Origin of the sequence: Bacillus sp. TH25 (assembly GCF_016650935.1) — a bacterium.
Classification (GTDB): Bacteria; Bacillota; Bacilli; order Bacillales; family Bacillaceae_G; genus Bacillus_A; species Bacillus_A mycoides.
In genome coordinates, this window is the sequence record NZ_JAEKEU010000009.1 from 1162374 (window position 1) to 1176587 (window position 14214).

At 33.4% G+C, this 14214-nt stretch carries 16 protein-coding genes and 2 pseudogenes; 11 read left to right on the forward strand and 7 right to left on the reverse strand.

The annotated features are described in order from the left end of the window. Positions 1–631: 631 nt before the first annotated feature. The gene (locus tag JFT89_RS10295; RefSeq protein WP_201039903.1) at positions 632–2389 is read left to right on the forward strand and encodes a methyl-accepting chemotaxis protein; all 1758 of its coding nucleotides are present in this window, start codon (positions 632–634) and stop codon (positions 2387–2389) included. A 159-nt stretch (positions 2390–2548) separates the two neighbouring features. Next, complete coding sequence (locus JFT89_RS10300; protein ID WP_001167047.1) at positions 2549–2764, forward strand: alpha/beta-type small acid-soluble spore protein; 216 nt, start codon at positions 2549–2551, stop codon at positions 2762–2764. Positions 2765–2839: 75 nt separating this feature from the next. Here JFT89_RS10300 and JFT89_RS10305 read toward each other — a convergent pair whose 3' ends face one another. Further along, positions 2840–3253: a hypothetical protein gene (locus JFT89_RS10305; protein WP_016096884.1), complete on the reverse strand. Its 414-nt coding sequence runs from the start codon at positions 3251–3253 to the stop codon at positions 2840–2842. 649 nt (positions 3254–3902) lie between these two features. Here JFT89_RS10305 and JFT89_RS10310 point away from each other — a divergent pair. Further along, the gene (locus tag JFT89_RS10310; RefSeq protein WP_201039904.1) at positions 3903–5000 is read left to right on the forward strand and encodes an S-layer homology domain-containing protein; all 1098 of its coding nucleotides are present in this window, start codon (positions 3903–3905) and stop codon (positions 4998–5000) included. Between the two features lie 414 nt (positions 5001–5414). Here JFT89_RS10310 and JFT89_RS10315 read toward each other — a convergent pair whose 3' ends face one another. Continuing rightward, entirely contained in the window at positions 5415–5768 is a 354-nt protein-coding gene (locus JFT89_RS10315) for a hypothetical protein (protein WP_201039905.1), read from the reverse strand. A gap of 720 nt (positions 5769–6488) precedes the next feature. Here JFT89_RS10315 and JFT89_RS10320 point away from each other — a divergent pair. The 3 genes from JFT89_RS10320 (at position 6489) to JFT89_RS10330 (ending at position 8903) form a co-directional block, all read left to right on the forward strand. Further along, complete coding sequence (locus tag JFT89_RS10320) at positions 6489–6815, forward strand: ArsR/SmtB family transcription factor (RefSeq protein WP_002068824.1); 327 nt, start codon at positions 6489–6491, stop codon at positions 6813–6815. A 447-nt stretch (positions 6816–7262) separates the two neighbouring features. After that, positions 7263–7487 (forward strand): hypothetical protein, encoded by a 225-nt coding sequence (locus JFT89_RS10325; RefSeq protein ID WP_207197290.1) that lies wholly within the window; start codon positions 7263–7265, stop codon positions 7485–7487. Positions 7488–8477: 990 nt separating this feature from the next. Beyond that, a complete protein-coding gene (locus tag JFT89_RS10330) occupies positions 8478–8903 on the forward strand; it encodes a DUF4879 domain-containing protein (RefSeq protein ID WP_002017095.1) in 426 nt (141 codons plus the stop codon). A gap of 100 nt (positions 8904–9003) precedes the next feature. Here JFT89_RS10330 and JFT89_RS10335 read toward each other — a convergent pair whose 3' ends face one another. The 3 genes and pseudogenes from JFT89_RS10335 to JFT89_RS10345 all read right to left on the reverse strand — a co-directional run bounded on the left by JFT89_RS10335 (position 9004) and on the right by JFT89_RS10345 (position 11098). Beyond that, positions 9004–9117: a YjcZ family sporulation protein gene (locus JFT89_RS10335; RefSeq protein ID WP_113937363.1), complete on the reverse strand. Its 114-nt coding sequence runs from the start codon at positions 9115–9117 to the stop codon at positions 9004–9006. A 563-nt stretch (positions 9118–9680) separates the two neighbouring features. Beyond that, positions 9681–10875 (reverse strand): annotated as a pseudogene (locus JFT89_RS10340) (IS3 family transposase). 112 nt (positions 10876–10987) lie between these two features. Continuing rightward, positions 10988–11098 carry a YjcZ family sporulation protein gene (locus tag JFT89_RS10345; protein WP_113937362.1) on the reverse strand — a complete coding sequence of 37 codons (111 nt, stop codon included), beginning with the start codon at positions 11096–11098 and terminating at the stop codon, positions 10988–10990. A 247-nt stretch (positions 11099–11345) separates the two neighbouring features. On the opposite strand from JFT89_RS10345, the gene JFT89_RS30470 reads away from it, so the two are divergent. Then, on the forward strand, positions 11346–11480 hold the full coding sequence (locus JFT89_RS30470; protein WP_002016520.1) for a hypothetical protein: 135 nt from the start codon (positions 11346–11348) through the stop codon (positions 11478–11480). Positions 11481–11697: 217 nt separating this feature from the next. On the opposite strand, the gene JFT89_RS10350 is transcribed toward JFT89_RS30470, so the two are convergent. Next, positions 11698–12162 (reverse strand): hypothetical protein, encoded by a 465-nt coding sequence (locus tag JFT89_RS10350; RefSeq protein ID WP_016093847.1) that lies wholly within the window; start codon positions 12160–12162, stop codon positions 11698–11700. A 143-nt stretch (positions 12163–12305) separates the two neighbouring features. After that, entirely contained in the window at positions 12306–12851 is a 546-nt protein-coding gene (locus JFT89_RS10355) for an excalibur calcium-binding domain-containing protein (protein WP_201039906.1), read from the reverse strand. A gap of 273 nt (positions 12852–13124) precedes the next feature. Here JFT89_RS10355 and JFT89_RS30475 point away from each other — a divergent pair, with 273 nt between their 5' ends. From JFT89_RS30475 to JFT89_RS10370, 4 genes and pseudogenes are all read left to right on the forward strand, one after another. Continuing rightward, positions 13125–13259 carry a hypothetical protein gene (locus JFT89_RS30475; RefSeq protein WP_002016524.1) on the forward strand — a complete coding sequence of 45 codons (135 nt, stop codon included), beginning with the start codon at positions 13125–13127 and terminating at the stop codon, positions 13257–13259. Between the two features lie 389 nt (positions 13260–13648). Beyond that, positions 13649–13807 (forward strand): hypothetical protein, encoded by a 159-nt coding sequence (locus tag JFT89_RS10360; protein WP_002069381.1) that lies wholly within the window; start codon positions 13649–13651, stop codon positions 13805–13807. Then, positions 13798–13992 carry a hypothetical protein gene (locus JFT89_RS10365; protein ID WP_201040020.1) on the forward strand — a complete coding sequence of 65 codons (195 nt, stop codon included), beginning with the start codon at positions 13798–13800 and terminating at the stop codon, positions 13990–13992. Before JFT89_RS10360 ends, JFT89_RS10365 begins: the two co-directional genes overlap by 10 nt. Then, positions 13989–14169, forward strand: a pseudogene (locus JFT89_RS10370) (hypothetical protein); the annotation flags it as partial. The gene JFT89_RS10365 and the pseudogene JFT89_RS10370, both read left to right, overlap by 4 nt. Positions 14170–14214 lie beyond the last annotated feature (45 nt).

Below are 14214 nucleotides of genomic sequence, written 5' to 3' on the forward strand. Positions count from 1 at the left end.
ATAGAAAAATAAGGGAAATAGTTATAAAATAGGAAACTGAACGGAACCGTTCGGTTTGTTTTTGTTGTGCAAGATAAAGATAACCAAAGATAAGGGCTTAGGAATTCTTGTTTTTGTTTAAAACAAACACTTAACGAAGGTATCAGTACAAATGGAAAAGGTGAAGTAGTAGAAGGTTAACGTCTTCCTACTAATAGATTTCCAAAATCAGCTGGATATATAAAAGATGAGATTGCAAATGGGAAAACTGATATTTGTACAATAGATAAGAATTGGCTTCAAAAAATAGAAATTAAACTTTAGCATTATTATTCAAAAGTGTCATAACTATTATTTCTTTAGTGCTGCTATATAAAAGAGTGCTGAAAATTAGCTGCATTTTAATGCTAATCACAATGGTATCATGCTTTTGTATTTGTATACACAAATGCTTAGATTCGTTAAATTATTGCTTTAATTATAGTGAAACTATCAGTATAAAAGGAAAGAAACTCTATCAAACAAAAAAATTGGAACGTTTGATTAAATGACTAGTATGCTATTTTCATGTTCAAGTTAATAACATAAATAGAACCTATTAATATGTTACTACTTTGTTTTTGTATTGTTGAAAATAAGAAAGGTGAAATCAATGAAAAAATATTGGCATAAGCTATCGTTGCTTCAGAAAAATGTATTACTAACGGTAGTAGTAATTCTAACACTTGTGGGAAGTATGGGGTTGTTAAGCTTTAACATGTTTCAAAATAGTATGATGTCTATATTTGAAAGGCAGTCTTTTGAAACAGGAGATACAATAATAAATCAATTAGATCTAGAAATAGTAAGAGATGTAGCAAAAGACCCTACAGCACAAAGAGTGAAGAAAGAAAAATTGACAGAGCAATTAGATAAAGCTATAAAAAATATGAAAAGTGTCGGACAAACATATGTTACAGGGACTAAGCTAAATGATAAAGCTGAATTACAATTAGTTGCTTTGGATACAGAATTAGCAGATACGGTTTCTGTAAAACTAGGTTCTGTAAAAACAGGTGACTATTATGAGCATCCTACTCATTGGAAGAAGACATACTACCAAGTAATGAAAACGAAACAGGCACAAATGACAGAAGTGTATGAAGATGTACTAGGTACATGGGTAACAATTTTAGAGCCAATTACTGATGAAAATAATAATATAATTGCAATTGTTGCAGCGGATTTAGACGCTTCTATTATTCCTCTTACAAAGAAAGAATTTATAGTGCACGGTTTACTATTTATAATCATTTCATTAACAATCGCAATTACAATTCAAATATTCATCTCACGAAAATCTCTATCGCCTTTAAAGGATTTACAAGAAGGGTTACGTAAAGTTGGTGAAGGGGATTTAAGTATTAAGTTGAATGAAAGGTCTGATGATATAGGGATAACTAATATCTATTTTAATAACACTATTAAAAAGTTTAATAGGATTATAGATAAAGTAAGGCAGACTGCTGAACAAGTTTCAACATCCTCACAGGAATTGTCGGTAAGTACCAAAGAGAATAGCATAGCCTTTAAAGGAATTGCAAGTGCTATTACAGGATTAAATTTAGGAGCACATTCTCATGAATATGTAGTGCAAAAATGTTTAGGAATTGTTCAAGAAATGGAAAGTAAGATGGAAGAAATTAAAAGAGCTGCAAAACAAGTTGCGACTGCTTCGGAAGACATGGAACAGCATTCTGTAGAAGGAAAAGATTTGATTAAGCAAATTGTGAATCAAATGAAAAGAAGCCGAGATTTAATTCAAAATGTATCTTCTAGTATTTATGCATTAGAAGCACGATTTAAGGAAATTAGTGAAATCATTACTGTAATTACAAATATTTCAAATCAAACAAATTTATTAGCTTTAAATGCTTCTACTGAATCCTCATATGCTGGAGAGATGGGGAAAGGATTTTCAGTTGTTGTGGATGAGGTACGTATATTAGCGGAAAGAACCGAGGCATCTGCAAGGGATATAGCTAAATTAATTGGTGAAACCCAAGCTGAAACAGAGGAGGCTGTAAGATCCATACAGAATGGTTCAAAGGAAATAGAATCAGGAATAACACTTGTTCAAAGTAGTGATGCTTTCTTTGAAAAGATTTTAGAATCTGCACAATCTGTTACAAATCAAATTAAAGAGACTTCGAATAATTCAAGTGACATTTTAAAAGATAATCAAACTATTGTTCAGATTGTAAATGAATTATCATACATTGCAAATACATATGTGAATAGCAGTAGTAATGTAGAGATAAGTATGAAAGAGCAAGAACTGTATGTACAAGATATTGCAGAGTTGGTAAATTCTTTAAATTGGCTCTCCCAAGAGTTACAGGAGTTAATAGGGGAATTCAAAAATAAGTAGGATAGGAGACGGTATGGGTATGACCTATACCTTTATTTATTCCCACATAAGGGATGAAAGCTTAGGTATATATGTAAAATAGCTAAACGAATAATTTTTTTGCATATTTTGTTGGAAATAGAGCATGATATTACCAAATTCAACGGAGGTGTTTAAAAAATGCAAATTCGCGAAAATAATAATTCAAACGAAATCTTAATAGCAGCTGCAGCAAGTGCAATTGAACAAATGAAATATGAAATTGCACAGGAGTTTGGTGTTACTCTTGGGCCGGATTCAACAGCAAGAGCAAATGGTTCAGTAGGTGGAGAAATTACAAAACGTTTAGTTCGTATGGCGCAAGAGCAGTTATCTGGTCAATATAAAATTCACTAAAGTTAAAGGTATATCCCATGGAAGGGATATACCTTTTTAATTTGCCTTTAAAGAGGATAGTGAAAATTTTTACTGCTAGTTAAATTTAGAGACTGCAAATTTGGCTGTGAAATTCATCTTCTTCATGTAAGAAGAATTTACTCCTGCTTGAAATTGAACCGAAATATTACCGTCTTTTTGTGCTTTGAATACGCGACCGTATGGTGAATTCGCATTGTATGAGCCAATTACTTGATCATCTGCATCAAAGACTGTATAAGAAATTGGGAACCCAGAATTTTGTACAAAGACCGTAAGTTCTTCCCCTTTATTAAGATTAAATGATTCTTTTTGAGAAACCTCATAGGAACTCATAGAGTAATATTTTGTAACTTCTTGAATTTCTAAATTTGTAGTTGCTGCACTCGCCTTAGGTGCCTCTGCTCCTGGTAAGTTCATACCTGATAGTACTGCAATTCCTAATGCCCCTGCTAAAATAACTTTTTTCATAATGCTAGTTCCTCCTTTAATATATTGTGAGATTTGAAAACGAAGTGAAAATACCACCTCTTGAAACCATTATAGTTACAACGAGAATGATTTTCAATGAGATTTAATATGTAATTCTGCATACATAAGATGTCGATATAAGGTAATCTATCCGAAGTTTAAAGTGTTCTTAAAGAAGGAGAGGACAAATCTTCAAAACTATGAATGGGACGGTAACTGCTTTTTGCATGCGTTGGTACTATAAGTAAACAGTTAGTTGGCTTTCTTTTTGTGCATTGTATGTAAATAAACATTTAAATGTTGTACGGGGTTCTTTTTGGTCTATATAATTTTAGTTATTTAAAAATTTTAAGCACTTTGTGATTCATGTAATGCCTTAATGCTATTAAATATTTCAAGATGTTGATAGTAAATTCTGTTTTATTTACTATCAACAAATCTTTTACATACATACTCAACGGAATCTATTTTTAGAGGTATTCCGAAAATAGAACAGATGTTATTAATATATGATCGGAATGGTTTAATTATATATCAATATATAACAATTATTGTATTTTATGTTAATATTAATATGCTAGGAAAGGAATTATATAAGGCAAATGAAATTATTTGTAATAATAAATTATAGAAATAAGGGGATTAAAGTATGAAACTAACAAAAATGCTTTTAATAGGAGCTACACTTGCTACGACGACATTAACATCGTTAGCGAATGTACAAGCAGATACAGTATTTAAAGATGTTCCTGCAAATCACTGGTCTTATGATGCAATTATGCATCTAAAAGATAAAAAAATGATAGCTGGCTATGGAAATGGAATGTTTGGATTAGGCGATAATATTACGCGAGGACAAGCAGCTCGTCTGCTTTATGTGTATCTACAGCCATTACTTGTAGGTGATAGGTTTGAAGATCAATTTAAAGATGTAAAAGGTACTATGTTTGAAAAAGAAATTTATGCTGTTGTCAGTTCTGGTCTTATGAATGGATATGGGGATAATGAATTTGGACCAAATGATGTTTTAACTGGTGAACAATTAGCGGCAATTTTACAAAAAACATTTAATTTAAAGCAACAATCTATTACTACTTTTAATGATGCGGAAAAAAATTATTGGGCTACTGAGGCGATTAGTGCCCTACAAGAGAACAAAATTGCTGTGGGCACAGGTGATAATTTATTTGAGCCTAAAAAAGTAGTAACTCGTGAGCAGTATGCACAATTTCTATATAATGCAATGCGTAAGTTAGAGAAGCCGGGACAACCTGAAGTAATGCCGTTGGGGATACCGAGATCCATGGTGACAGATGATTTCACTTTTGATAAATCGTTGGTTGATATTGTTTCTGTGTATAGTAAATCTATATCTAAAGAGGCGCAGGATCTCATTAATGAGATAAATTTGAAATATGATCTAGATATAAAGTATTGGGAGACAAGTGCTGTATTACATTTAGCTTCATCTAAAATGGCAAAAGAAAATAAAGATTGGTATGGACCATTGAGTATAGATGAAAAGGGCGGTAATAATTTTGCTATTAGCTTCGAAAATCATAAACCATCTATTGAATTGACGAAAAGATGGATTACTATGATGTACCCAGATTTAAATTTAGACAAAGAGATTGATAAATTGGTCAAAAATATAAATATGGAATATGTGTTTGAAAAAGGCCGACATAAAATAAAAATGGGACAAACAGCTAATTATAAGGGCTGGCGCATTTATATTGGTGAATAATTAACCTTTTTCGAGGGTTTACACTGACAGAAGAAGTTATTATTTGTGATTTAATAGATTATAAAAGAAAATATAGAGCTGTTTCATATAATACTGTTAAGAATTAGCAGGAAATTGAAAAAAAGAAGAGTTGATCAAAAAGATTAACTCTTCTTTTTATTTATAATTAAGTTGAATTTCTATACCCGTTATACCACAGTTTGTCCATTAGATTGTATATAAGGTCAATTTCTACTATGAAAAAACTTTATATGGGAATAAATTAGCATTCATAAGCTAAATTTCATAGGAAAATAGAAAAACCATCCTTAAAAGAATGGTTTCTAATAATTATTTTTGGATTATACATTTAAAATTAGGAGATAAGATAATTGGGCAAAGTTAAATCAATAAGAGATATTCTATACATTTGTATTATTTTGGTTCTGGATAATGATTGTAATATGAGATTCTAATAAATTCTTGATAGACATTTGTTAATTTAGCATCTCTAAGAGCATCGTTGAATCTTTGCATACGTACACTACCTTGAGCGTAGCCTCCACCAGGAGTATAAGGATTTCTAGCTTCAAAGTCATCCATAAATACTTTTAATTTTTTATAGTCTTGAGATTGATAGAAAGCAGCGGCTTCTTCAAGTGTAACATCAAAGTAAGAAGGTGATGCTGAGTTATAAGTAGCTGCTTGAGCAGTAGGTGTCTCTAGCATAGTTGCAGCTCCACCAAACATAGTAAGTGCCATAGAAGACACAATGATTTTTTTAAACATAATAAAACCTCCACGTAGAATATTTGGATTAATAGTAATCTTGTAATCATTATAGTTACAATGAAAATGATTATCAAATGCAATGGTGCATAATTTATGATGTGAACGAGAAGTCCCTCCATCTCTATATGAAGGAATGTAACAGGAAATTAATAGATTGAAAGAGGGATATATACTATTGGTGTTAACAAGGAAATAAAAAGGCTTTTTTTAGTTGGAGGAATTTAAAAGGCCCCGTCATTACAGACAGGGTCTTTCAAAAGGGCATGACATTTAACAACTGAAGGTACCATTATAATACCATTAATGGGATTTAAATTCCATTTGTTTGGTGTTGAGAAATAAAAAATATATGTTGTAGGAGGAGAGATGAAGAGATGTTTCTTATAGATTTTGAAATACGAGAAAGCAAATGCCGAATTTAAATCTGTCTTTAAACAAAGGGATAGAAGTATTACTTTTGCTTAGCAAAGCGTGTTAAGCCTCATTCAAAGTCAAGTAATTGACTACAAAATAATTCTCTCAACACAAAATATAGTCTGGTTAAAAAATTAGGGGGATCAAATCATTGAAGCAGTAAAAAAACTGTTTTCAGGATAGGTAACCTTTTTGTTTTAAAAAGAGAATATATTTTCTCAACAGGACAAATGGTAATCATCTATAAGTACTACTTATAAGGATAATAGGAAAATAGAAATTAATAATAAAGGAGAATGCGAAATGAAAACAGTAGTATCTGATAGAAATCTAGCTGAAATCCGCGAAGAAGATGTAGAAGTCTTAAAGGTAATGGCACATCCGGTTCGGTTACAAATTGTAAATGAATTAATGCATCATAAAATGTGTAATGTTACGCAGTTAACGGAAATATTAAGACTCCCACAATCTACTGTTTCACAGCATCTATCAAAATTAAGGAGAACCGTACTCCGTGCAGAAAGAAGAGGGTTAGAGATGCATTATTATATAGATAATGATAAGGCTCGTCAGATTGTAGGAATTTTAGGTTTGTGGGTAAATAATAAGCAAAAAAGTTCCCTTTTATAAAGTAGGGAACTTTTTGCATGTTTATCAAAGTGTGTACCATTATAAAAGAATATGAGATTTAGAAAGGATGCCGATCTAAAATATTTTATATAGGGTGAATGGGGGAAGTGATAAGTAGCGGCTACATTACATTTTAAAATGAAACACATTTGACACTCCCACCCCTAAAGGGGCCAGCTGACTAACGTCAGTGGGGTTCTTGCTACCAAAGGCGAAGTCCATTTCTGGTATCGCTGACGTGCAACATTGCGGTGTGCCATCACCACTCCCACAACAGACCATATAGGTTCGTGGGCTACGGTACTGTGACCATACCGTACAGATTGTTGGTTCTCAAATTACAAAAACAATTAAATTGATACATTTAAGGTGCAAGTTATAAAAAATATTAAAGGGGGAATTTCTATATTTAAGAAATTAGTAGTAGGGGCTTTAGCAACTGTGGTTATGCTGTCTGGTGCTACAGGAGCATCCGCAGCTGTAGACACTGGTAATAAGTTAAATAACAGTAATAATTCAATTGCCGCAACATGTGATTATAAGGCTTTTCTTTATAATAGTAAAGATGATATGCCTATGGTAGTGATTAAAGGGGGGATAAAGCATTATTTAAAAGGAACTGTTATAAACGGTGGACAGTTATACGGGTTATATGAACCTGAATATTGTTAAAGAAAGGACACTCATTTGAGTGGCCTTTCTCCGACTTGAACCATCTTAATTTTATTGTGTTGTTATCATATAAGAAAAGAAGACATCGATTAAGATGTCTTCTTTTCCTTGTACAATTGGTGTTAAGAAGGTATTGTATTGCGTGAACTACTCGCCACTTAGCAAAGCTTGAAGTGGGAGCTTCTCAGTTCCACGACGAAAGTACCCTTTCGTCTCCCTGAGCGTTACTTTGGGGTGTTCCACCCCTAGATGTCCAACGCTTGGACGCTCTTTTGGTACGGTTGATATTTTACGCAGGAACCGAATGGCTTGGTTTTCGCACTCTATTTTCTTCCTGCAACCTCATATATCAAGTTATCAAAGAACTTCATATAGCTAGTTTATCAAAATTTTTTGGCTATGCCAAACCGAAATTCATCTCCCACCTACCGTTGGGCTACGCCCTTCACACGCTTGAGGAAGGAGAATTCTTTCGAGGAATTCGTTAAAAAATATAAAAATATAACAATCATCGAGTAAGCTTATTATAGCATCAATAAATAGGATTTTTATATGTAATATTGCATGTATATAGATTTATTGAAGTTTTATCTATATAGTTTAATTGTCTGTTATTTGTTTTAATTCATTTACTTATATTATTTTTTGAGCGCTCCAGCAATGGAGCCTTTTTTTTATGCAATAAAACATTTTCTTTACATTATTTAGTCGATGTATATTAGCTTTTCCTTCTTAAAAGTTACCTATATTTTACCAAAACATTGTATAGACGACCAGTCTTTTTATGAGAATTTAGTGAGTTAATAGTATTAAATTTGAAAATAGTTTTTATATCAAAAGTAGTAGATGGATTATTCTGTATGTCAATCGATATGCTAAATTGCATATCGAAAAAAGTAGAATTTGTTAACGTTTTCAAAATAAGGGATATTTTTATAAATTTCTGCTAATATCAAACTTGTACTTATTATAAAACAAGGGGATGTTTATATGTTTAAAAAAGTTACATTAGGGATATCATCATTAGCGGTGGCGGCGGTAGTTGGGTTAGGAATGGCATCGGAGGCATCAGCAGGACCAGCAGCACCTCTAACTTCTTTAAGTGTAGTAAAAGTAGAATCACAATTGGGTGGAGTTGAATACATTAATCCTAATAGTTTTAGTACAACTAAAGATCATGGGGGAAGTTACTTATATGTTTACACAAAAGAAATAGGATATGGCCAGTTTCCTTTTGCCAAAATGAATGGATTTGATGTGAAAAGTATTGGTTCACAAATAATTGGTGGTAATCCTATTGTAGGTTGGGAATATAAATGGGACGCATCAAATCATCAAGAAGGGACTTTTGAATATCAAAAGACTTCAATAAATTATCCAAGAGATACGTGGCGCACTTCATTATATATTAAATAATTAGTTTTATATATTCGTAGCATGAAAATTCCTGCACCTTGTGTGGAGATTTTCATAAAGAAAAGGCACCCTTATGTAGGTGCCTTTTCCAATAGTTTGTTTAGCAGAAGCAGCTAGCTCCAACTATGATTAATAAAATAAATAGTACAACTAATAAAGCAAAGCCTCCAGCAAAGCCGCCGCCACAACTACCGCAACTACCACCAAATCCCATTTTAATCTCTCCTTTGAGTAGGAGGGGAAAATTAAGGTCATTCATGTATTTTAACGGGTTCACTTTACCCTATGTTTTTACGGATTAATTGAGCAGGTCCTTTTGAAAATAAAAAAAGACACCCTAAGGTGCCTTCCTCCGACTTGAACCACTTTACTTTTAATAATATGTATTGGACATTAAGTAAACACATCCTATAAAACAGAATCATTTATTTTTACCAGATTGTTAGTGTACAAATACAAGAGAATCGAGATCGTTTGTTTGGCTAGATTAAAGCAACGCCACATCTATATGGTTGAGATGTGTTACGCCTTCTAATCGGAGAATCTGCTTTATAGAACGTGTCCACAATTTATATTTTACTACATGTAATATTTATTTAGTGTAATTTTTTACAAATATGTATAATTGCATAAAGTTTACGAAAAAATGAGAGTATAATTTGGTATTGTGTAATAAAGATAAAGTCCACCTACGGAAATAGGTGGGCTTTTTAATGCATAAAGAAAAGACACCCATATTGGTCTTATCCCCGTCAAGTAGACAGCTTTAAAAAAAGACTAAGCAGCCATTGAGATTCGATATTCAATCGGAGCTCGATGATTGAGTCGTTTTTGGAATCGTTTGTAGTTATAATGATAGATGTATGTTTCAATTGCTTGAATCAATTCTTCTTTTGTTTGATAATAATTGAGATAAAACATTTCAGATTTAAAATGAGAAAAGAATGATTCAATACAAGCATTGTCATGGCAGTTTCCTTTGCGAGAGTGGCTGCCGATGGCACCTAGCTGTTGAAGCGTACGATGATAAGCATGAGATGTGTATTGGAATCCTTGATCCGAGTGGATGATGGTTCCATACACATCTCTTTTTTTTGTTGCTAAATCAAGTGTATCGAGAACAAGTTGTAGATCATTGCGATGTGAGAGTTTCCAGGCAACAATTTCATTATTGTAAATGTCTTGGACGACCGATAAATAGAGAAAATTATCTTTGAATGGCAAGTAAGTGATGTCTGTAACAAATACCTCATTTTGTTTGCGATTTTGGAATTGGCGTTCTACTACATTTGGGAAAATCTTTGAGGATTTCCCTTTAAAAAAGCGACGCTTTTTACGGATGATCGATTGAATTTGAAGCTCTTGCATAAGTCTACATACTTTTTGTGATTCACTAAAAAGCCCTCTTCTTGTAAGGCAATTGTCATACGAGGATAGCCATATTCCTTGTGTTTTATGTGAATCGCTTGAATTTGTTCACGCAGTGTATCATCCTTTGAAAAACGTAATTTTCTTTGCGTACGTGTTGAACGCCATTTATAGTAGCTAGAACGATTTAACTGAGCAATGACGACAAGCCAGATTACTTTGTATCGAGAACGTAGTTCTTCAATAATCTCGTACTTCGTCGTTTGAGCAAGGACACCTCCTACAGATTTGGATACTGCTTTTTTAAGTACGCCACCTGTGCCTTGTAGTATTCCAACTCTTCTTCCATACTATCGAATTTCGTACGAGGACGACCTTTCAAGGGATTTTTGAGGCCCTTATTACCACTACTTTTTCCCCGTGAGTCTGAAATACCGCCTGTTTCTTGATATTTCCTAACCCACTCTATTAATTGTGTTCTACTTTTAAGTCCATATTTCTTCGCTATAGCTGATTGACTACCCTCACCGTTTAAAAAACTTTCTACAGCTTGTATCTTTAATTCATTTGAATAAGTTTGAAATGTAGACCCTTTTTTAGCCATAATAAAATCCCCTCCAAGTAGAAGTGTAACATCCATGTTTGTTCATGGTCTTTTTACACTGTCTACCTTAAGGGGATAATATCATATAAGAGTGTCTTTTCCGATAGTTTGTTTAGCAGAAGCAGCTAGCTCCAACTATTATTAATAGAATAAATAATACAACTAGTAAAGCAACTCCTCCAGCGAAGCCGCCACCACCACCACAACTTCCACCAAAGCCCATAATAGTTCCTCCTTTAGATAAGAGGATAAAACAAGAGGTCACTCATGTATTTTAACGGATTCAATTTACTTTATGTTTTTATGCATTAATGGAGCAAGTTCTTTTGAAAAAAAGAGAAAGCCAATCTAAGGCACTTCTCCTGAATATTAATAAATCGCATATATTAATAAAAACAGACTATTTAATTATATCAATAATAAGATTATTTAATATAATGTATTAATCCTAACAGAAGGGAGGAATAACCATGCAATTAGTTTGTTTCCAAGTAGTAAGTGGACAATACTTCTTAGTTGTAGAAGGTATCCAGATTCCTGTACCAATTCCAGCGTTTGCTGCAGCTCTATTAATTGGTTTAGGAGTAATCCCACTTTGTTCTTAATTTAAGGAATTGTAAGCAGTTTTACCTTTCAATCGATAAGCCCCTAAGTATATAAATGCTTGGGGGTTTTCTTATAAAAAAAAGACACCCTAAGGTGCCTTCCTGCGATTTGAACCAACGTAATATGGTATTGGATGCCAATCCAATTATTATTTTACCACGTTAGATAATTTTGAGTATTGAGAAATAGTAAAAGCACTCTTTCGAGTGCCGCTATTTACTTCACTACTTTATCCATAACTTCTTTATACTTATTAAACTCTTCATCTTTCATATCGCCATTCATCTGTAAAAGGAAATTCCCCTTAGCATATGTATGTGAGAAAAGCATTGGAGCTGAGTTTCCTAGCTCATCATAGTACTTCTTAGCTTTTTCTAAGTCTTCTTTCTTACTAAATTCAAACACACGGCCACCTTTATCCTCACCTAATTTAGGAATTAGGATTCGTTTACCATCTTTACGCATGTTACCGAACTCTTTTTGTGGTAGATCCGTAGCATTTTCAGCTTCTATACCAGCTTTCTTGAACTCGCTAATAAGTGAAGTTGTAGTAACCGGTTCAGGCTTTTTAGCTTCTTGTTTAGGTTTAGATTCAGTTGCAGTCTTCTCATTTGAACCACAAGCGGATAATCCCATAAGTAAGGCGCTACATGCTAATGCTGTAAGTAATCTGCGTTTCATTGTGTTACCCCCAGTATGTATTAGTTATATAAGCTGAAATGTAAGATTTCTTATCTCATGGTAGCAAACAAGTTATTTGTATTTTGTTATATTTTGTCGAATGAGAATAAAAAAAGCACTCACAAGAGTGCTTAACCATAAATCTAATGTTTTTTACTAGATTTTTTATGTCCTTTATTTCGTTCACAAGCCACGCCATCGCCATCGCGATCTAAATGTGAAGCATAAGCTGGGCTATCTGGAGTTATATCATAGTAACCGGCATTATTTGCATCTGTACAGTTTGCAAAGTGCACTTTCTCTTGTTTAGGTGCAGCTTGTTGCTGAGGTGCTGTATTAGCAGTAGCTTTTTGTTGCTCCTGTTCTTTTGCTCGAGCTGCTTCTTGTTGTTTCTTTTGTTCTTCCTGTTGTCTTTGAGCCTCTTCTTGTTTTCGTTGTTCTTCTAATTTCTTTTGCTCTTCAGCCTTTTTCTGTTCTTCTAATCGTTTCTGCTCTTCAACTTCTTTTTGTTCTTCGGCTTTTTTCTGTTCTTCTATTTTCTTTTGTTCTTCTTCCTGTTTTTGCTCATCTTCTTTTTTAGTTTCTTGTTTTGGTTCTTCTGATGTACTTGCTTTATCACTTGAACCACAAGCAGCCAATCCCATAAGTAACACGCTGCATGCTAAAGCCATTAATAATTTCTTGTTCATAATTTAATTCCTCCAAGATATATAAAATGTAATATTTCTGGACAATCTTATCAAAATAAACATTCTTATATTGTCATATTTTGTCGATTGGAAATAAAAAAAGAGAGCCGTATCTCTCATTGGTTAATTTGGTGAATTTTTTACATAATTTCACCTCTAAAAAATGGAAGAAAGTACATTCTTCCATTTCATGATACTGGTACTAGTTATCGGAATTGCAGGATTCATCTACCTGATGCAGATAGACAAACGGATTATGAAGGATGAAAAGTGATGGATAAACAGCAGCGTGACAAAGAAGAAATAGCAAACATAATCAAAATGATACGAGATTTAAGAGCTAAAGGGGTACATAACAGCGCAGATAAGGTAGAGGAAGCACATAAATATATTACTTTAGCTAAATAAAAAAGCCTCGCAGGGGGCAAGGCTTTAAACAGGGTAAAAGAATTGTCGAGTAAATAAGAATTACTTCTTGAGAATGGCTTAATTTTAACACGATAACTCGTATGCATGTGTTACGGAATTATGAACTATTCTGATGTGCGAAGCATCATAAAGGGTGAGAAAAATGCATCCGCTAACTAAAATTAGCATAGTAAAAGGCCTGTGCAGATGCACAGGCTGGTTGATACACATATCGGTAATTAAATGTTAACAGATTTATTGAATAATCGTTATTGAGAAAATAAAAACAGTCGATTACCCCTAATTAGCTATTTCATGAAACGACACAATATTTTGTCCCTCTATTATAACATGGTCGTTTCTTCTAATTAAACAAGGAGTGAAAGCCTATGTTAGATAAAAATCAATCAAAAGTCGTCCTTCCTTCATGGGTATGGAAGGAAGGACGAAATGAAAAAGAAGCAAAAGAAAAAGCGATTGAGTACATTACTCCCAATCGCTATCCAGGATACAAAATCATTGAAATAAGAGGCGATATATCGCTTTAGAAGGATTGGACCTAGTGTTTGATGAAAGCGAAGTGAATCAATTACGAGAAGTGTGGGATGAGGATAAAGATATTCTTGAAATAGCAAAAGGGCTAGGAAGGAATCAACTAGAAATCGCCACATTAATCATGGATCAGGCAGATAAGAACAAAATTAAATCTCGTCCAATGGGGTTAGGGGCATGAAACAACTACCACGGGAGGGATATAGTCGGAATTTTTGATTATACTGCAACAAGTACAGCGGACAAATTTTTGAAGCGTAATAGCGTTATGACGTACTCATTAGAGTTTTATGACAAAGACGAAAAGTGGAAGCGTCGTTGGCTTGAGGCGAAGTCCGAGAGAGAAGCTATAGAAATCATAGGATTATCATAATAGGTAATATATTTCCAAATGTTAGGTGTT